The organism is Lysobacter antibioticus (assembly GCF_000731095.1).
GTDB lineage: Bacteria > Pseudomonadota > Gammaproteobacteria > Xanthomonadales > Xanthomonadaceae > Lysobacter > Lysobacter antibioticus_B.
In genome coordinates, this window is record NZ_JMTZ01000012.1 from 88,378 (window position 1) to 107,190 (window position 18,813).

General features: G+C 68.6%; 14 protein-coding genes. 2 read left to right on the plus strand and 12 right to left on the minus strand.

Annotated features, from left to right (window positions below; translation table 11 throughout):
- The first annotated feature begins 253 nt into the window (after positions 1-253).
- Positions 254-1,402, plus strand: a complete 1,149-nt coding sequence (locus EX88_RS0104895; RefSeq protein WP_051884506.1) for a trypsin-like serine peptidase — start codon at positions 254-256, stop codon at positions 1,400-1,402.
- 136 nt (positions 1,403-1,538) lie between these two features.
- Here the strand turns inward: EX88_RS0104895 and EX88_RS0104900 are convergent, their stop codons facing one another.
- Positions 1,539-2,474 carry an isopenicillin N synthase family dioxygenase gene (locus EX88_RS0104900; RefSeq protein WP_031370886.1) on the minus strand — a complete coding sequence of 312 codons (936 nt, stop codon included), beginning with the start codon at positions 2,472-2,474 and terminating at the stop codon, positions 1,539-1,541.
- Positions 2,475-2,849: 375 nt separating this feature from the next.
- Here EX88_RS0104900 and EX88_RS0104905 point away from each other — a divergent pair, with 375 nt between their 5' ends.
- Positions 2,850-4,709 (plus strand): DUF3413 domain-containing protein, encoded by a 1,860-nt coding sequence (locus tag EX88_RS0104905; protein WP_051884508.1) that lies wholly within the window; start codon positions 2,850-2,852, stop codon positions 4,707-4,709.
- Between the two features lie 402 nt (positions 4,710-5,111).
- On the opposite strand, the gene glmM is transcribed toward EX88_RS0104905, so the two are convergent.
- The 11 genes from glmM to prmB form a co-directional block, all read right to left on the minus strand.
- Positions 5,112-6,452 (minus strand): phosphoglucosamine mutase, encoded by a 1,341-nt coding sequence (gene glmM / locus EX88_RS0104910; RefSeq protein ID WP_031370888.1) that lies wholly within the window; start codon positions 6,450-6,452, stop codon positions 5,112-5,114.
- Positions 6,453-6,636: 184 nt separating this feature from the next.
- The gene (gene accD / locus EX88_RS0104915; RefSeq protein ID WP_031370889.1) at positions 6,637-7,527 is read right to left on the minus strand and encodes an acetyl-CoA carboxylase, carboxyltransferase subunit beta; all 891 of its coding nucleotides are present in this window, start codon (positions 7,525-7,527) and stop codon (positions 6,637-6,639) included.
- A gap of 116 nt (positions 7,528-7,643) precedes the next feature.
- On the minus strand, positions 7,644-8,444 hold the full coding sequence (trpA, locus tag EX88_RS0104920; RefSeq protein WP_031370890.1) for a tryptophan synthase subunit alpha: 801 nt from the start codon (positions 8,442-8,444) through the stop codon (positions 7,644-7,646).
- 134 nt (positions 8,445-8,578) lie between these two features.
- Positions 8,579-9,793: a tryptophan synthase subunit beta gene (gene trpB, locus EX88_RS0104925; protein WP_031370891.1), complete on the minus strand. Its 1,215-nt coding sequence runs from the start codon at positions 9,791-9,793 to the stop codon at positions 8,579-8,581.
- Positions 9,794-9,948: 155 nt separating this feature from the next.
- Positions 9,949-10,617, minus strand: coding sequence for a phosphoribosylanthranilate isomerase (locus EX88_RS0104930; RefSeq protein WP_031370892.1), 669 nt, complete (start codon positions 10,615-10,617; stop codon positions 9,949-9,951).
- Positions 10,614-11,408, minus strand: coding sequence for a tRNA pseudouridine(38-40) synthase TruA (gene truA, locus EX88_RS0104935; RefSeq protein ID WP_031370893.1), 795 nt, complete (start codon positions 11,406-11,408; stop codon positions 10,614-10,616). The genes EX88_RS0104930 and truA overlap by 4 nt, the downstream gene beginning before the upstream one ends.
- Positions 11,409-11,517: 109 nt before the next feature.
- A complete protein-coding gene (locus EX88_RS0104940; RefSeq protein ID WP_235186197.1) occupies positions 11,518-13,515 on the minus strand; it encodes a FimV/HubP family polar landmark protein in 1,998 nt (665 codons plus the stop codon).
- Between the two features lie 340 nt (positions 13,516-13,855).
- On the minus strand, positions 13,856-14,878 hold the full coding sequence (locus tag EX88_RS0104945) for an aspartate-semialdehyde dehydrogenase (RefSeq protein WP_031370895.1): 1,023 nt from the start codon (positions 14,876-14,878) through the stop codon (positions 13,856-13,858).
- 106 nt (positions 14,879-14,984) lie between these two features.
- The gene (locus tag EX88_RS0104950; protein WP_031370896.1) at positions 14,985-16,046 is read right to left on the minus strand and encodes a 2-hydroxyacid dehydrogenase; all 1,062 of its coding nucleotides are present in this window, start codon (positions 16,044-16,046) and stop codon (positions 14,985-14,987) included.
- Positions 16,033-17,148 (minus strand): chorismate synthase, encoded by a 1,116-nt coding sequence (aroC, locus tag EX88_RS0104955; RefSeq protein ID WP_031370897.1) that lies wholly within the window; start codon positions 17,146-17,148, stop codon positions 16,033-16,035. The genes EX88_RS0104950 and aroC overlap by 14 nt, the downstream gene beginning before the upstream one ends.
- 616 nt (positions 17,149-17,764) lie before the next feature.
- Positions 17,765-18,694 carry a 50S ribosomal protein L3 N(5)-glutamine methyltransferase gene (prmB, locus tag EX88_RS0104960; RefSeq protein WP_031370898.1) on the minus strand — a complete coding sequence of 310 codons (930 nt, stop codon included), beginning with the start codon at positions 18,692-18,694 and terminating at the stop codon, positions 17,765-17,767.
- Positions 18,695-18,813: the final 119 nt, after the last annotated feature.

The window sequence follows — 18,813 nt, forward strand, 5'->3', positions numbered from 1 at the left end:
CCAGGGCACCGCCGTTTGTTGGGGTTAACCGCCCAGCAGGGCCCACCACCATCACTCGATCGCTTGCGGCCCTCCGGGCGCCGCGGGAAGCGGAGCTTTTCGTCCGCACCCACAGGAAGTCGCTGCGCCGTCGTCGTGATCGACACCAGCAGCGCCGAAACGCCGTTCGCGCCGTCCGGGTCGGAGCGCGAGCGGTCACACAGGGACCGACCCGTTCATCCCTCAGGGAAGCGCTACCACAAGGAGCTCCACCATGAAGACCCATCGCCACCGTTCCGCCCTGCAGCTCGCCGCGTTCAGCGCGCTCGTGCTGCTCTCCTCCACCGCCTCGGCCATCGCCGGCGAGACCGTGATCCGCACGCCGCAGGGCGACATCGCCGCGATCGACGCGCCGAAGTCGCAGCAACTCAATGCCAAGAACGCCCACGCCCATCCGTTCGCGACCGAACGTCAGCGCGCGGCAGCCAAGCCCATGGTCTGGACCGACCGCGGCAACGACGCAGCGCCGCAGGCCGCGGCCCTGACCGACAAACTCGTGCGCGCCGCCGGCAGCGCCCCGGGCGGCAGCGCCCCGGCCTTCGGCAATTACCTGGCCCGCAGCCATTTCCGCGCCGGCTGGGACAAGCTCGACGCGCTGGATGCGCGCCAGGGCGCGGCGGCGGACGCCTCGATCTCCTCGGAGAAAGACGGCGCCCACTACCCGTACACGCGCTTCCTCGGCAACTACTACACCACCCAGTGGAAGGCCTCGCCGTGGAACAAGATCGGCAAGCTCTATTTCACCAAGCCCAACGGCAGCACCTCGTACTGCACGGCCAACGTCGCCAGCGGCAACTCGGTGCTGGTGACGGCCGCGCACTGCGTGTACTCCTTCGGCCAGGGCTGGAACTCGAACTTCCTGTTCGTGCCGGCCGAGCGCTACGGCGTAGCGCCGTACGGCAAGTTCGGCTGGAGCGCCGCGCGCGTGCCGACCAACTGGATCAGCTCGGGCACGCGCCGCTGGGACGTGGCCGTGATCAAGCTGACCGGTGAGCAGACCAGCGGCCTGCCGGTGACCAGCTACGTCGGTTGGCTCGGCCGCGCCTGGAACCAGCCCTACTCGCTGTACACCTACTCGCACGGCTACGCGAGCAACCTGAGCACGCAGTACACCAACATCTGCGCCGGCCAGACCTACGACTCGCCGACCGAAGGCACCAACGTCCTGGTCCAGGGTTGCGACATGACCTACGGCGCCAGCGGCGGCGGTTGGCTGATCAACTACACGCCGAACTCGAGCAGCGGCAACCACGTCAACAGCGTGGTCAGCGGCCCGCATATCGGCGCCTTCGGCACCGCCTGGGTCGGCGCGCGCTTCAACGACGACAACATCGTCCCGCTGTGCACGGCGATCGGTTGCTGAGAGCCGGGATTCGGGAATGGGGACTCGGGATTCGTTCGCGATCCCGGAACCCTGGCCAGGGACTGGCCGAGGCTGTAAAGAAAAAGCCGGCGCGAGCCGGCTTTTTCTTGTCTGCGGACAGCACCTGCGAAATCGACTACTTCAGCTTGATCTCGCGCAAGCGCTCTTCGAGGTAGCCCTGGGCGGTGATCGGCTCGGGGTAGCGGCTCGGGTTGTCCGGGGTGATCGTCGAGGGCAGCACGTCGATCAGGAAATCCGGGTTCGGGTGCAGGAAGAACGGCGTCGAATAACGCGGCTGGCGCGCCTTCTCGCCCGGCGGGTTGACCACGCGGTGGGTGGTCGAGGGATATACGTGGTTGGTCAGGCGCTGCAGCATGTCGCCGATGTTGACCACGATGGTGTCGGCATCGGCGGTGAACGGCACCCACTCGCCCTTGCGCGACTTCACTTCCAGGCCGGCCGAGCTCGCGCCGACCAGCAAGGTGATCAGGTTGATGTCCTCGTGGGCGCCGGCACGCACGTTCGGGATGTCGTCGGTGGTGATCGGCGGGTAGTGGATCGGGCGCAGGATCGAATTGCCCGAGTCGGTCTTGTCGGCGAAGTACTGCTCCGGCAGGCCGATGTGCAGGGCCAGCGCGCTGAGCACGCGCGAACCGAGGCGGTCGAGCGACTGGTACAGGCCATAGGCCTGTTCGCGGAAATCGGGGATCTCCTCCGGCCACAGGTTCGGCGGCATCTCGGCGGCGTACTTGGAGTCGCGCGGGATCTCGCGGCCGACGTGCCAGAACTCCTTGAGGTCGAAGTGCTTGGAATCCTTGGCGGTCTCCACGCCGAACGGGGTGTAGCCGCGCGCGCCGCCGCCGCCGGCGACGTGATACTTGCGCTTGACCTCTTCGGGCAAGGCGAAAAAGCGCTTGAACACGTCGTAGGAGCGGTCGATCTGCTGGTCCGAGATGTCGTGACCGCGAATGCCGGCGAAGCCCCATTCGCGATAGGCCGCACCGAGCTCGGCGACGAAGGCGTCGCGATCAGTATCGAAGCGGCGGATGTCCAGGGTGGGAATCTGACTCACGTTGACGTTCCTGTTGATGTTTCTTCCGGGCAGACCGCTATCTTCGCTCAAAGCCGCGGGCTGCGCGCAAGGCCCGCGCCGCGGGCCGCCCGTATGGACACAACCCGCATCGCCGGCCGCCCGTATGGACGCAAACCCGTACCGCGGGCCGCCCGCATGGACGCAAACCCGCACCGCGAGCCGCCCGCATGCACACAACCCGCACCGCCGGTCGCCCGTATGGGCAGTTGGACCCTACACAGGATGAACGCCTTCATGCGCAGCGCCCGCCCCCTCCTTCCGACGGTTCTCCACGGCTTTGTTACACGATAAAGTCGCGCCCCGACCCGGCGTTGCTGACCGGCAGCGCCACCGACCGTCCGAGACGCTCCTTAGATGGATGACCTAGCCGCCCGCCAAGCCTTCACGGTGCGTCGCGCCCTGGCCTGGCTGACCGGGTTCACCCTGACCAACGCGGCGGCGGCGATCGCGATCGCCGGCTTCAACATCCCCTTCGGCCATCTGGCCGAGCATTGGAAGGCCGCGTTCTTCCTGACCGTGGCCCTGCCCGGGCATTTCCTGTTCTTCGGCGCCCTGCTCGGCGTGGTCCCGCTGCTGCTGGGCTGGATCGGCCGGCGCATGCGCTGGACGACCATCGCCGCGGTGCTCCTGCAATCGGCCTGGATCTGCCTGCTGGTCGCCGACGCCAAGGTCTTCGCCCTGTACCGGTTCCACCTCAATGCCATGGTCGCGAACATGGTGTTCGGCGGCGCGATGCAGGATCAGGTGGTGTTTTCCGGTACGGTCTGGGGATTGATCGCGCTCGCGATCGGCTCGGTGCTGATGCTCGAGATCGTCGCCGCCTGGCTGTGGTGGCGCACGGTGGAGCGCCGTCCCGGCACGATCGGTATCGTCAAGGCCTGGTGGATCGCGGCGGCGGTGATGCTGTTCGGCCAGGGCATGGTCGCCTACTACGACGCCCGCGGCGATCGCACGGTGATGTCGCAACTGCCCTACATCCCGTGGGCGCAACCGATCACCCTGAAGGACGCTCTGCATCGCTTCGGCGTCGCCAACGCCGAAGCCGCGCGCCTGCCGAGCGCGGGCGAAGGCCTGCTGGCCTACCCGCGCCGGCCGCTGCAATGCGAGGCCCAGCCCAAGCTCAACGTGGTGGTGATCCTGCTCGAATCGCTGCGCTACGACGTGCTCACCCCCGAAGTGATGCCGAACACCTGGCGCTATGCGCAGCAGTCGCTGTCGTTCGACGATCATTACAGCGCCGGCAACGCCACCCGCTTCGGCGTGTTCGGCCTGCTCTACGGCCTGCCCGGCGGCTACTGGCACAAGATGCTCGCCGAACAGCGCGGCTCGGCCTTGATCGGGCAGATGAAGCGCGACGGCTACGGCATGTACATCTACGGCAGCGCGCCGCTGTACAACCCGGAGTTCGACCGCACCGCGTTCTCGGAAGTGCGCGAGCACATCGTCAACGGCCCGCGCGAACGCAAGAGCGCCGAACGCGACCAGGCCATCCTGGAGCGGTTGCAGGCCGACATCGTCGCGACCCCGGCCGATAAGCGCTTCTTCGGTTTCGTGTTCCTGGATTCGCCGCACCAGCCCTATTACATGCCCAAGGGCTATGTCTCGCCGTTCCAGCCGATGGCGAAAGAGATCAACGTGTTCGAATTCGGGCCGGACCACGACCCGACCCCGGAGTTCAACCGCTACCGCGCCTCGGTGCGCTACAGCGACGAGCTGATCGGCCGTTTCCTCGCTCGGCTCCAGGCCAGCCCCTTCGCCGACAACACGGTGGTGGTGATCACCGGCGACCACGGCGAGGAATTCAACGACCTCAAGCAGAACTACTGGGGCCACAACGGCAATTTCTCCGACTACCAGTTGCGCACGCCGTTCGTGCTGCACTGGCCGGGCAAGACGCCGCAGAAGATCGCCCACACCACCTCGCACGAAGACCTGGTCCCGACCCTGATGCTGCATGCGCTCGGCTGCCGCAACGACAGCGCCGATTACAGCACCGGCCGCGATCTGTTCGGCCCGGGGCAGCCGTCGCGCCCGCTGCTGGTCGAAAGCTGGTCGCAGCGCGGCATCCGCCAAGGCGACCGGATCTATCTGTTCGACAATTACGGCGCCGCCACGGTGGTCGACCGCCAATACCGCCCCCTGCCCGACGCCAAGGTCGACCCGGCGGCGGTCAAGCAGTCTTGGGAAATGCTGACGAGGTTTCAGCAGCGTTGAGAAATGCGCGGTGGGCCGTCTTACCCTTGTAGGAGCGGCGTGAGCCACGACCATGGGGTCGCCGATGACTGCGCAGGTTCGGACGAATGGCGGTCGCGACTTGCGTCGCTCCTACCCCAAAGCTACGTAGCTCCTGTAGGAGCGGCGTGAGCCGCGACCACGGGGCGGCCGATGGCTACGCAAAGCCGGATAGATCACGGTCGCGACTTGCGTCGCTCCTACCCCAAAGCTGCGTGCTCTTGGGTAGGAGCGGCGCGAGCCGCGACCGCGGGGCGGCCGATGGTTGCGAAGGTCCGGATCGATCGCGGTCGCGACTTGCGTCGCTCCTACACGAGCTCAGGCAGGACAAAAAAAATCGCACCGGCGCCTGCGCGCCGGTGCGATCGTTGTCCGCTCGAAACTTCAGACGGCCGCGCGTACGGCGTTGGCCAACGTGTCGAGCGTGGTCTGCATCAGGGTCGCTTCGTCGGCTTCGACGGTCACGCGCACCACCGGCTCGGTGCCGGAGGGGCGCAGGAAGGCGCGGCCGCGGCCGGCCACGGCGGCTTCGGCCTGGGCCAGGGCCTGCTTCACCGAGGCCGCTTCGGTCGGCTTGTTGTTGCCTTCGTAGCGGACGTTGATGGTCTTCTGCGGCACGCGGCTCAAGCCTACGAGCGCATCGCGCAGGCTCAGGCCGCGACGGCCCAGCACTTCCAGCACCTGCAGCGCGCTGACGATGCCGTCGCCGGTGCTGGTGCGGTCCAAGCACAACAGATGCCCGGAAGCTTCGCCACCCAGCACGCCACCGTGCGCGATCAGTTGCTGATGCACGTAGCGGTCGCCGACCTTGGCGCGCAGGAACGGGATGCCGCGCTGCTCGAAGGCGCGTTCCAGACCGTAGTTGGTCATCAGGGTGCCGACCACCGGGCCCTGCAGGCGGCCGCTGTCCTGCCAGTCGGTGGCGAGCACGTACAGCAGGTCGTCGCCGTCGCAGACGCGGCCTTCGCCGTCGACGAACAGCACGCGGTCGCCGTCGCCGTCGAAGGCGATGCCGAGGTCGGCGCCAGTCGAGCGCACGCGCTCGACCAGGGTCTGCGGGTGGGTCGAGCCCACGCCGTCGTTGATGTTGAGGCCGTTCGGCTCGATCCCGATGGCGTCGACGCGGGCGCCGAGTTCGCTCAGCACCAGCGGGCCGCTCTGGTAGGTCGCGCCGTTGGCGCAATCCATGGCGATGCGCATGCCGCTGAGGTCGAAACCGCGCGGCACCGAGTTCTTGCAGGCTTCCAGGTAACGGCCGATGGCATCGCGGGTGCGCACGGCCTTGCCGAGGCGTTCGGATTCGACGGTCTGGAACGGTTCTTCGAGCGCGGCTTCGATCGCCAGCTCGGTTTCGTCGTCGAGCTTCTCGCCTTCGGCCGAGAAGAACTTGATGCCGTTGTCGTAATGCGGGTTGTGCGAGGCCGAGATGACGATGCCGCCGTCGGCGCGCAGCGAACGGGTCAGGTGGGCGACCGCCGGTGTCGGCATGGGGCCCATCAACTGCACGTCCACGCCGGCGGCGACCAGGCCGGCTTCGAGCGCCGCCTCGAACATGTAGTTGGAGATGCGCGTGTCCTTGCCGATGATGACCATCGGGTTGCGCCAGCCGCGCCGGATCAACGCGTGGCCATAGGCGTTGCCCAGGCGCAGGACGAAATCGGCCGAGATCGGGCCTTCGCCGACCCGGCCGCGGATGCCATCGGTGCCGAAATACTTACGTGCCATACAGTTCAACCTCCAGGTAGCGCGACGCGTCGCACCTGGACGCGCGCGCTGGATGTGATCGGGAAAGGAACGAAGACATCGCCGACGATCGGCGCCCCCTGGCCATCCAGCCCGCCGTCGTGTGCAGAAATCGCTGGGACTGTCTCGACAGCCCCATAGTGACCGCGCGGATACGCCGCTACGATCAAGCCGCTGCCTCGGCGTCGTCTTCGGGTTGAGATTGTTTCATCATCATCGCCAAAAGATGGGCGAGACGATCACGCATTTCGCGACGGTCGCAAATCTGGTCGACCGCGCCGTGCTCGACGAGGAACTCGCTGCGCTGGAAACCTTCCGGCAGTTTTTCGCGCACGGTCTGTTCGATCACGCGCGGGCCGGCGAAGCCGATCAGCGCTTCGGGTTCGGCCATGTTGATGTCGCCGAGCATCGCGAACGAGGCCGACACGCCGCCGGTGGTCGGATGCGTCATCACCGAGATGTACGGCAGGCCGGCCGCGCGCAGGCGACCGAGCGCGGCCGAGGTCTTGGCCATCTGCATCAGCGAGAACAGGCTTTCCTGCATGCGCGCGCCGCCGCTGGCGGAGAAGCACACGAAGGGGCTGCCGATCTCCAGCGCGGTTTCGGCGCCGCGGGCGAAGCGCTCGCCGACCACCGACCCCATCGAACCGCCCATGAAAGCAAAGTCGAACGAACTGGCCACCAGCGGCCGCTGCTTGAGCGTGCCGCGCAGGGTGATCAGGGCGTCGCGTTCGCCGGTGGCCTTCTGCGCCGCCTTGATGCGCTCGGAGTACTTTTTCTGGTCCTTGAACTTGAGCACGTCGGTCGGACCGAGCTCGGCTCCGATCTCGACCGTGCTGCCGGCATCGAACAGCGCGTTCAGGCGCGCGCGCGCGCGGATCGGCATGTGGAAACTGCACTTCGGGCAGACCTCGAGGTTTTCCTCGAGCTCGGGGCGGTACAGCACCGCGCCGCAGCGCTCGCACTTCTCCCACAGCCCCTCGGGCACGCTGCGTCGTTTGGCCGCGCCGGATTCGGTGCGGATGCCGGACGGCATGAGTTTCTTGAGCCACGACATACGATGAAACCTTCTGTTCAGGCAGCTAAATGAAGGACCGGACCGGCGACGATGAGGCCATCGCCGCCGCCAGCCTAGCGGGTCAGTTTAACGCAGCGAACCATACGGTCCGCGGTTCAGCCGTCCAGGGCCTGTCGCAGCGGGGTCAGGAAGCGCCGCGCGGTCTGGGCCGCGGCCTGCGCATCGGCGGCCTCGGCGAGCTCGGCCACCAGGGCGCTGCCTACCACCACGCCGTCGGCCTCGCGGGCCATGGTCGCGGCGCTGGCGGCGTCCTTGATGCCGAAACCGGCCACCACCGGCACCCGGCTGCGGGCGCGGATGGTGTGCAGGCGGTCGTTGGCAGCGCCGGTGTCGAGGCGGTCGGCGCCGGTCACGCCGGCGAAGCTGACGTAGTACAGGTAACCCTGGGCGTCGTCGCAGAGCAACGCCAGGCGCGCGTCGGTGGTGGTCGGCGAGGCCAGCAGGATCAAGGCCAGACCGGTCTCGTTGAAGGCCGCACGCAGGTCCCCGGCTTCTTCCGGCGGCAGGTCGACCAGCAACACGCCGTCGACGCCGGCCGCGACCGCGTCGCGGGCGAAGCGCGCGTTGCCGCGGATCTCGATCGGGTTCAGATAGCCCATCAACACGACCGGCGTGTCGGCGTCGCGGCCGCGGAACTCGCGCACCGCTTCGAGCACCCAGCTCAGGCCGGCGCCGCGCGCGATCGCGCGCTCGGAGCTGCGCTGGATGGTCGGGCCGTCGGCCATGGGATCGGAGAACGGCACCCCGAGTTCGAGCACGTCGGCCCCGGCCTCGACCAGCGCATGCATCACCGGCACGGTCGCCTCCAGCGACGGATCGCCGGCGGTGACGAACGGGATCAGGGCCTTGCGGCCGGCGGCCTGCAGTTGTTGGAACTTGGCGTCGATTCGGTTCATTAGGCGAGCAGTGAGTTCAGAAGAGTGAGGAGTGAGTCAAAACCAAAGCCGAGCCGCACGACGGGTGAGATCTCGCAAAGGCGGCGCGTTGCCGCCCTTACTCACTCCTCACTCCCACGCACTCGTTGTTCGCCTCAAAAGTGCAGCCCTTCGCGTCCGGCGATGGTGTGCACGTCCTTGTCGCCGCGGCCGGACAGGTTGCACAGCACGACCTGGTCCTTCGGCATCGAGCGCGCCAGCTTGATCGCCTGGGCGATGGCATGGCTGGATTCCAGCGCGGCCAGGATGCCCTCGGTGCGCGCCAGGGTGCGGAAGGCGTCGAGCGCTTCGTCGTCGGTCACGCCGACGTATTCGGCGCGGCCGGCGTCCTTGAGGAAGGCATGCTCGGGGCCGACGCCGGGGTAGTCGAGACCCGCGGAGACCGAATGGGTCTCGATGATCTGGCCGTCGTCGTCGCACAGGACATAGGTGCGGTTGCCGTGCAGCACACCAGGACGCCCGGCCGCGAGCGAGGCGGCGTGGCGACCGGTGTCGATGCCGTCGCCGGCCGCTTCGGCGCCGACGATGCGCACCGCGCGGTCGTTGAGGAAGGCATGGAACAGGCCGATCGCATTGCTGCCGCCGCCGACGCAGGCCGTGATCGCATCGGGCAGGCGGCCGTACTCGGCCAGCATCTGCGCCCTCGCCTCGCGCCCGACCACGGCGTTGAAGTCGCGGACCATGCGCGGATACGGATCCGGGCCGGCCACGGTGCCGATGATGTAGAAGGTGTCGCGCACGTTGGTGACCCAGTCGCGCATCGCTTCGTTGAGCGCGTCCTTGAGGGTCTGCGAGCCGCTGGTCACCGGCACCACCGTCGCGCCGAGCAGCTTCATGCGGTAGACGTTGATCTTCTGCCGCTCGATGTCGGTCGCGCCCATGTAGACCACGCACTCCAGGCCCAGGCGCGCGGCCACGGTGGCGCTGGCGACGCCATGCTGGCCGGCGCCGGTCTCGGCGATGATGCGGGTCTTGCCCATGCGGCTGGCCAACAGGGCCTGGCCGATGGTGTTGTTGATCTTGTGCGCGCCGGTGTGGTTGAGGTCTTCGCGCTTGAGCAGGATCTGCGCGCCGCCGACTTCGTCGCTGAGGCGCTGCGCGTGGTAGATCGGGCTCGGCCGGCCGACGTAATGGGCCAGGTCGCGCTCGAACTCGGCGATGAAGGCCGGATCGACGCGGGCCGCGTCGTAGGCCGCGGCCAACTCTTCGAGCGGCGCGATCAGGGTCTCGGCGACGAAGCGGCCGCCGAAACGGCCGAAGTGACCGGAAGCGTCCGGATAGGCGTGGAAATCGATGGGGTCTGCGGACATCGGCTCGGGCGCGTTCTGCATCAGGGCGGACGTCGCCGTGGCGGCGACGGGAACGGGTGAGTTTAGGGCATCGAGGCGATCACCGTACGCACGAGGTGATCGCAGAATGGCGCCTCCGGACCCGGACGCCCTGCACCGCCGCCTTGCGCCAGGCCTCAGTCGACGTGACAGTCGGCGCGCCGCACTTCTTCGACGAAGTGGCGCATCTTGTCGCCGTCCTTGAGCCCCGGCGCGCTTTCGATGCCGCTGGACACGTCTACGCCCCAGGGCAAGGTCGCCAGGATCGCCTCGAACACGTTCTCCGGGGTGATGCCGCCGGCGAGCACGAAGGGTTTCTGCACGCCGACCGGAATCCGCGTCCAGTCGAAGGTCTTGCCGCTGCCGCCGCTGCTGCCCTTGGCGTGGCTGTCGAACAAAAAGCCGGCCGCGCCCGGATAACGCGTATGCAGCGCCGAGGGGTGCTGGTCGGCGAGTTCGCCGCCCATCGGGATGGCTTTCAGATAAGGCACGCCGAAGGCGCGGCAGAAGGCGTCGTCTTCGTTGCCGTGAAACTGCAACAGGCTCGGCCGGACCTGGCGCACCACCTCGCGCACTTCGTCGACCGGGTTGTCCATGAACAAGGCCACCGCGTCGACCAGCGGCGCCAAGGCCTGGCGCATGGCGCGCGCCTCCTCGGCGGCGACGCGGCGCGAGCTGCCGGCGGCGAACACGAAGCCGATGGCGTCGGCGCCGAGCTCGCAGGCCAGGCGCACATCGCCGGGACGGGTGAAACCGCAGAACTTGATGCGGGTACGGAACAGGGTGCGGGGACAGGGCTGGCTCAAAACGTAACCTCGGCAGGCAGCTGGCAATCGGCGGGATAGCGTGGGCCGACGAACACCAGACCCGAGGACGGCGCGGTCGGGCCGGCGACGGTACGGTCGCGTCCGGCCAACAATTCCCCGATCCATGCCTCGGGCTGTTCGCCCCGGCCCACCATCAGCAAGCTTCCGACAATGTTGCGCACCATATGGTGAAGAAAGGCGTTGGCCTGGACCTCCATCTCGACCACCTCGCCGTCGCGGCGCACCCCGATGTACTGCAGGTCGCGGCGCGCATGCGGGGCTTGGCAGTGCACGGTGCGGAACGCCGAGAAGTCGTTTTCGCCGAGCAGGGCCTGGGCGGCGCGGTGCATGGCGTCGGCGTCGAGCGGCCGGCGCTCCCAGGTCAGGTACTGCCGTTGCAGGGCCGGCCGCACCGAGCGGTTGAGGATGCGGTAGCGGTAGCGACGCGCGCGGGCCGAGAAGCGGGCGTGGAAATCGGCCGCGACCGGCACGCACCAGCGCACGCATACCGAGGGCGGCAGGCGCGAAGTGGTGCCGAGCACCCAGCCGCGCAGGTCGCGCTGGGCACTGCTGTCGAAATGGACGACCTGGCAGGAGGCGTGGACGCCGGCATCGGTACGCCCGGCGCAGGTCACATCGACGCGGCCGCCGGCCACGAACGACAGCGCGTCCTCCAGAGTGCTCTGGACGGTGGCTTCGCCGCGCAGGTCGGGCTCGCCCGGGCGCACCAGGCGTTGCCAGCCGGAAAACTCGCCTCCGTCGTACTCCACGCCCAGGGCGTAGCGGCGCAGCGGCGCCGCCACTGCGGAGGGAGCCGCCACTACGGAAGAAAGGGCGTCCGTCTCGAAAACTTCGGTCATGCCTGGTTCGGTCGCGTGCTGGCGCGGCTCAACTCAACGCTCAGGATTCGAGTTCGCGCAGCAGGCGCGCAGCCTGTTGGCGCGCCGCATGGTCACCGTTGATCAACACCTCGCCGAGCAGCTGGCGGGCGCTGCTTTCGTCGCCGAGGTCGAGGTAGGCGCGGGCCAGCTCGATGCGCTCCTGGCCCGGCGCGGTCGCCGCTTGGGCGTTGCTGCCGGCCGCGCTCGGATCGAGCACCGGCGCGGCGACGAATTCGGGGATCTGCGGCGCTGCCGGTTCGGCCCGCGGCGCGCCTGCGCCGGTATCGGCCGGGCCGACCGGCGCACGGGCGCTGCCGGCTTCGGCAGCGTGCCAGGTCGGCACTTTCGCGCCGGTGCGCGGTTCGGTCTTGGGCGCGGTCCAGAACGGCGCGGCGATCGGTTCGGCGGTCGCGGCACGGTCGGCCTCGGGTTCGCCGATCAATTGCGCGACCGGGTCGACCAGGGCCGCGGCGGGGTCCGGGCGGCGGCGCAAGGAGTCGCCCGAATCGCTCGCAACGGCATCGGCCGCAGCACGGTCCGGGCCGCCACGGCTCGGCGCATCCGCCGCCGAAGCCGGCGCGCGGAAGCTCGGCTTCTTGGGTTCGCGGCGGCTCAACACCCAGCCGCCGATCAGCAAAGCGAGCACGCCGAGGCTGCCGAACACCCACGGCAAGGGCGAGCCGCCCTCGCTGCGGGCCTGGTTTTCGGCCAGACGCTGCTGGCTCGCGGCCAGCTCGCTGTCCTTCATCGCAATGAGCTTCTGCTGCTGCGTCTGCAACTGCTCCAGCTCGGCGACGCGGCTCTTGAGGTCGGCCAGTTCGGCATCGCGCGCGGCGATGACCTCGTTGGCCTGCTGAATCTCCTGTCGAACCATGCTGCCCTCGCCTCCGGCGCTGATGCCGGACTGTGCGCCCGCCTGGGTGGCTTGGCTGGCCCCCGGCGGGACGATTTCAAGACGCGCGTCGTTGCTGCGCGAGGCCGCGCCGCTCTGTGCGGCCGGTGCCACCGGCGTTTTCGCGACGGCGTCGGACTCCAGGCTGATCGGCTGCGGAACCGGCTGCCGCGCCTGGCGCCACTGCTGGACCTGCACCCGGACCAATTCGCTGGCTTCGCGCGGATCGATCGCATCGAGTTGGTTGCCAGGCGGCAGGCGCAGCACCGCGCCCTGCCGGAGGCGGTTGATGTTGCCGCCGATGAAGGCCTCGGGATTGGCCCGCAACAGCGCGATCATGGTCTGGTTGAGGGTGTTCTCGCCGGCCACGCCGGCAGCGATCGCCGACAGGGTCTGGCCTCGCTCGACCGTGATCTCGCCGTCGGCGCCTACGCTCGGTGCGGCCGCCACCGGGCGCGGCTCGCGCGGCGCCTGCGGGATGCGGCCTGCATTCGGACGCTCGGCCTGCGCCGGCTGCACCGCCTCGGGTTGCGCCGGCTCGGGCTGGAGCGCGATGGGTTCCGGCGCCGGCGCCGGTGCCGCGGTGATCGCACTGCCCGGGTCGTAACGGTCGAGCTGGTTCTCCACCGCCAGCGGATCGGTCGCCTGCGGCTGCGCACCGAACGGCAGCGGCGCATCCAGCGGACGCTCGATGGTGTTGGCGGCGGCGCCGGTCGGAGCCTGGATCGGCGGCTGCATCGGTGCGGACACCGTGCGCGGCGCGTCGAGCAAGGCCGAGTATTCGCGGGTCAGGCGGCCCTGCCCCCAATCGACTTCGATCAGGAAGGTCAGCAGCGGCTGATTGACCGGCTGGGTGCTGGTGACCCGGATCACCGGCTTGCCGGCGTTGTCCAGGGCGAGCACGAAGCGCAGGTCGGTGACGATGCCTTGCGGCGGCTGCAGGCCGATGCGCTGGAAGGTCTCCGGCGAGGCCAGCCCCGCGCGCAACTGCGCCAACTCGTTGCTGTCGCTGGAAATGACCGGGATCTCGGCCAGCAACGGCTGGCCCGCGCGCGATTTGACCTCGATCTGCCCCAGACCGAGCGCACCGGCCGCCCCACTGGCCAGAGCCAACGCGAGAGCCAATGCTGTGCGTGCGAAACCTGATCTCACAGACGATCCCATTACCCTAGTCAGGCGGCGACTCTAGCGGTCGGCGGGCGGAATGCGCAACGCGGCGATGAAGGTCGGCCTTCGATTCGGCGTTCGATCGGCATCCGACCGCCTGAACCGATTCGGCCCGATGCCTGGCGCACCGCCGTCGACCCGTGTCTGCGCAGAGTGCACCACATCGGCCGGTCGACGCCAGCAGCCCGGCTCATTCCGGCGAAGCCGGCCCACGGCCCGGTCTGGACATAAACGCATTGCGCAAAAAAATCGGGCCCCGCAGGGCCCGATCCGTACTTCGATCCGTGCGCTGCGGGGCTCAGCCTTCGTTCCAGACCAGTTCCGCCAGTTGCACGGCATTGGTCGCCGCGCCCTTGCGGATGTTGTCGGACACCACCCACAGCGACAAACCGCGCGGATGCGAGATGTCGTCGCGGATGCGGCCGACGAAAACCGGATCTTGTCCCGAAGCGTGCGTGACCGGCGTCGGATATCCGCCGCCGACCGGGTCGTCGACCACCACCAGGCCCGGCGCCTGCTCGAGCAGTGCGCGCGCATCGACGGCGCTGATCTTGTCGCGGGTCTCGATGTGCACCGCCTCGGAGTGGCCGTAGAACACCGGCACCCGCACCACCGTCGCGTTCACGCCGATGCTGTCGTCGCCGAGGATCTTGCGGGTCTCCCAGACCAGCTTCATCTCTTCGGTGGTGTAGCCGTTGTCGGTGAAGTCGCCGCCGTGCGGGATCACGTTGAAGGCGATCTGCACCGGATAGACCTCGGCCTTGGCTTCCTGGAAGTTCAACAGCGCCGCGGTCTGCTTGCCGAGCTCTTCCATCGCGCGCTTGCCGGTGCCGGACACCGACTGGTAGGTGGCGATGTTGATGCGTTCGAGCTTCGCCTTGCGGTGGATCGGCGCCAACGCGACCATCAACTGCATGGTCGAGCAGTTCGGATTGGCGATGATGCCGAGCGGGCGGTGCTTGGCCGCTTCCGGATTGACTTCGCTGACCACCAGCGGCACGTCGTCCTGGTAACGGAACGCGGACGAGTTGTCGATCACCACCGCGCCGGCCGCGGCGAACTTCGGCGCATATTCCTTGGACACCGAACCGCCGGCCGAGAACAGCGCGATATCGACGCCGCTCGGATCGAATTTCGCCAGGTCCTGGACCACGATGGTTTTGCCGTCGAACTGGATTTTCTCGCCCGCCGAGCGTTCGCTCGCCAACACATGCAACTGACCGATCGGGAATTTGCGCTCGGCCAGCACCTTCAGCATGGTTTCACCGACTGCGCCGGTGGCACCGACGACAGCGACATTGCAGGACGTCTTGGCGTTCATCTGTTCCTATTTACCTGACTTGTGGGAGCCGCCGGACCCATTTCCGGCGGATGTTGCTCGGGTCGGCGCGCGAGGCGCCGGAAAAGCTTGGCCGCGGGCTGCGCCTTCATGGCGCGCCCTGTGCGCCCATTGTGCGGCCGCCGGCGTCGGCGTGGCGGGCCTCAGCTCGGTGGGCGAGCTGCGCGGCGTTCACGGGCGACGGCGGCCGGCCGGCGTCGGGCCCGTGGCCCAGCGCCGCGATCAGATTGTCCACCGCCAGCGCGACCATGGCACGCCGGGTGGCGAGGCTGCCGCTGGCGATATGCGGGGTCAGCACGACGTTGCGCAGCGCGAGCAGGCGCGGATTGAGCGCCGGCTCGCCCTCGAACACGTCGAGCCCGGCCGCGGCCAGGCGCCCGTGTTCGAGGGCATCGGCGAGCGCGTCTTCGTCGACGATGCCGCCGCGGGCGATGTTGGTCAGGGTCGCGTGCGGCTGCATCCGCGCCAGCGCGGCGGCGTCGATCAGATGATGCGACTGCGGCGAGTACGGCAGCACCAGGACCAGGTGGTCGGCGCGTGTCAGCAGTTCCTCGAAACCGACGTAGGTCGCGGCCGACTCGCGTTCGACCGCTTCCAACAGACGGCTGCGGTTGTGGTAGAGCACGCGCATGCGGAAGCCGGCGGCGCGGCGCGCGATGGCCTGGCCGATGCGGCCCATGCCGAGGATGCCCAAGGTCGTGCCGTGCACATCGCCGCCGAGCAGCGAATCGAAACTCCACTGCCGCCAATGACCTTCGCGCAGCCAGTGCTCGGCCTCGCTGATCCGCCGCGCGGCGGCCATCATCAAGGCCCAGCCGAAGTCGGCGGTGGTCTCGGTCAACACGTCGGGCGTATTGGTGACGAGGATGCCGGCCGCGCTCAGCGCCGGCAGGTCGAGGTTGTTGTAGCCCACCCCGACGTTGGCGATCGCGCGCAGGCGGGCGGCGGCGGCGACCTGCGCCGCACCGATCGGGTCGTTCAGCGTGACCAGGGCGCCGTCGGCCTCGCGCAGCGCCGCGGCGATCGCCTCGGGGCCGTGCTGGGTCACGCGCGCGGTCGCGACGACGTCGAAGTGCTCGCGCAGGCGCGCGACGACGTCGTCGAACAACGGTTGCGAAACCCAGACCCGCGGCCGCTCAGGCATCGGCATCGAGCTCCAATTGGGCCGGGATGCGCGGGCTGACCACACCGACGTCGCCGCACTGGGCGCGGTGGCGCAGGGCCTGGTCGACCAGCACCAGCGCGACCATGGCCTCGCAGATCGGGGTGGCGCGGATGCCGACGCAGGGGTCGTGGCGGCCGGTGGTGATCACTTCGACTTCGTTGCCGTGGATGTCGACGCTGCGCACCGGCAGGCGCAGGCTCGAGGTCGGCTTGAACGCGGTCGAACAGCGCAACTGCTGGCCGGTGCTGATGCCGCCGAGGATGCCGCCGGCATGGTTGCTGGCGAAGCCGGAGCGCGACAGCTCGTCGCGATGCTCGCTGCCCTTGGACGCGACGACCGCGAAGCCGTCGCCGATCTCCACGCCCTTGACCGCGTTGATGCTCATCAGGGCGGCGGCGAGGTCGCCGTCGAGCTTGCCGTAGATCGGCTCGCCCCAGCCCGGCGGCAGGCCGTCGGCGATCACGTCGACGCGCGCGCCGACCGAGTCGCCGGACTTGCGCAGCGCGTCCATGTAGGTCTCCAGCTCGCCGACCTGGTCGGCGGCGGGCCAGAAGAACGGGTTCTCTTCCACCGCAGACAGGTCGTAGGCGTTCGGCACGATTTCTCCGATCTGCGACATGAAACCGCGCACGCTGACGCCGTAGCGCTCGGCCAGCCACTTCTTGGCGATCACGCCGGCGGCGACGCGCATGGTGGTCTCGCGCGCCGACGAACGCCCGCCGCCGCGCGGATCGCGCAGGCCGTACTTCTGCCAATAGGTGTAGTCGGCGTGGCCGGGGCGGAACTGCTCGGCGATCGAGCCGTAGTCCTTGCTGCGGGCATCGGTGTTGCGGATGACCAGGGCGATCGGCGTGCCGGTGGTGCGGCCCTGGTAGACGCCGCTGAGGATTTCGATGTCGTCGCTTTCCTGGCGCTGCGAAGTGTGGCGGGTGCGCCCGGTGGCGCGGCGGTCGAGGTCCCGGCGGAATTCCTCCGGCGCGATTTCCAGGCCCGGAGGGCAGCCGTCGATCACGCAACCGATCGCCGGACCGTGGCTTTCGCCGAAGGTCGTCACCGTGAAAAGCTTTCCAAAGCTGTTGCTGGCCACTGATCGAAGTCCTGATGCGTGCCGGTCTCGTCCGGCGTGGGGGGTGCGCGGAGTCGGTGCGAGCGTCGCTTGCGCGAAGCGCCCGTGCCGATGCGCGGCGGCAGGGGTGCGTCCTGCGCCGACGCCATCGCGATGCGCGCCGAACGCAGCCACCTGCCTACGCCGATGGTATGACGCAGCGGTGACGCGCGGCTTCACGAATCGCAGGGCGACGGCGATCGAGGACAGCGGATTCTATGCCGGCCGACCGCGCGGGCATGCGACGGCGACACGCATCGCCTGCGACTCGCGCCTCATCTCGAATTCCCGCGAATGTGAGGGAAAACCGATGATGTGGAGTGTGCCGTAGACACCGATCTCGCGCGAACTACCGACGCGACCTACGTCGTCCACCATAGCCGACGGCGCAGGTTTCCGCTGCAACGATGAGCGAAGCCCAATGCGACGAGGTGGTCGGCGACCCTACGCCGGAGTATCTGCGCGCCTGCTCGAACGAACGCAGACGCCGCGGGGCGCTTGCGGATTCCGGTCGGTCTGGCGCCTGGCGCGTGCTGGATCAGCGTTCAGGCGCTGCGGGGACGCGTCGCGTCGCCCGCCACCGGCCGCCGACGCACGCTCAACCGCGCGCGTCGGCGAGTCGTTTGATTGCGTCGTGGTGTTCGACGAGGTCGTGGCGCTCGGCCACGAAGATGCCCATCTGGCCGACCTTGAACTCGACCCAGGCCAGCGGCAATTGCGGCAGCAGTTCGACCAGGGCGCGTTCGGCTTCGCCGACTTCGCAGATCAGCAGGCCGTGCTCGCTCAGATGATCGGGCGCATCGCGCAGTATCTTCAGCGCCAGGTCCAGGCCGTCGTCGCCGGCACGCAGGCCGAGCTCGGGCTCGTAGGAATATTCCTTCGGCAGCGCGTCGGTCTCGTCGTTGGTGACGTAGGGCGGATTGGTCACGATCAGATCGAAGACCTCGCCCTGCAGCCCCTTGAACAGATCGGACTTGCGCAGCTCGAGGTTATCGGCGTGCAGGCGGGCCTTGTTCTCGGTGGCCAGCGACAGCGCGTCGTCGTTGATATCGGCGCCGACCACCTGCCACTCCGGGTGGTAATGCGCGGTGGCGATGGCGATGCAGCCCGAACCGGTGCACAGGTCGAGCGCGCGCTCGACCTCGCGGCCGCCGAGCCAGGGCTCGAAGCCCGACTCGATTAATTCGGCGATCGGCGAACGCGGCACCAGGGCGCGGCGGTCGCTCTTGAAACTCAGGCCCGCGAACCAGGCCTCGCCGGTCAGGTAGGCGGCCGGGATGCGCTCGTTGACGCGGCGCTCGAACAGTTCCAGCACCTTGGCCTTTTCTTCGCCGGTCACGCGGCCGGCGCCGTACACCGGGCTCAGGTCGTGCGGCAGGTGCAGCGCGTGCAGGACCAACTGGGTGGCCTCGTCGAGCGCGTTGTCGTAGCTGTGGCCGAAGGTCAGCCCGGCCGCGCCGAAGCGGCTGGCGCCGTAGCGGATCAGGTCGACGAGGGTCAGCTGTTCGAAGGAGGCGGAAGCGGGCACGGCGGGTCCAGGGCAAAACAAGGCGCGCAGTATAGCGGGTGAGGTGGCTTCGGGCTTGGGGACGGGACTCGGGCACGGCCAGAGCAAATCCCCCCTGCCCCCCTTTTTCAAAGGGGGGA

Coding starts and splice junctions, on each gene's coding strand:
- EX88_RS0104895 (WP_051884506.1), top strand. CDS start 254: ATGAAGACCCATCGCCACCGTTCCGCCCTGCAGCTCGCCGCGTTCAGC.
- EX88_RS0104905 (WP_051884508.1), top strand. CDS start 2,850: ATGGATGACCTAGCCGCCCGCCAAGCCTTCACGGTGCGTCGCGCCCTG.
- glmM (WP_031370888.1), bottom strand. CDS start 6,452: ATGGCACGTAAGTATTTCGGCACCGATGGCATCCGCGGCCGGGTCGGC.
- accD (WP_031370889.1), bottom strand. CDS start 7,527: ATGTCGTGGCTCAAGAAACTCATGCCGTCCGGCATCCGCACCGAATCC.
- trpA (WP_031370890.1), bottom strand. CDS start 8,444: ATGAACCGAATCGACGCCAAGTTCCAACAACTGCAGGCCGCCGGCCGC.
- trpB (WP_031370891.1), bottom strand. CDS start 9,793: ATGTCCGCAGACCCCATCGATTTCCACGCCTATCCGGACGCTTCCGGT.
- EX88_RS0104945 (WP_031370895.1), bottom strand. CDS start 14,878: ATGAACGCCAAGACGTCCTGCAATGTCGCTGTCGTCGGTGCCACCGGC.
- EX88_RS0104950 (WP_031370896.1), bottom strand. CDS start 16,046: ATGCCGATGCCTGAGCGGCCGCGGGTCTGGGTTTCGCAACCGTTGTTC.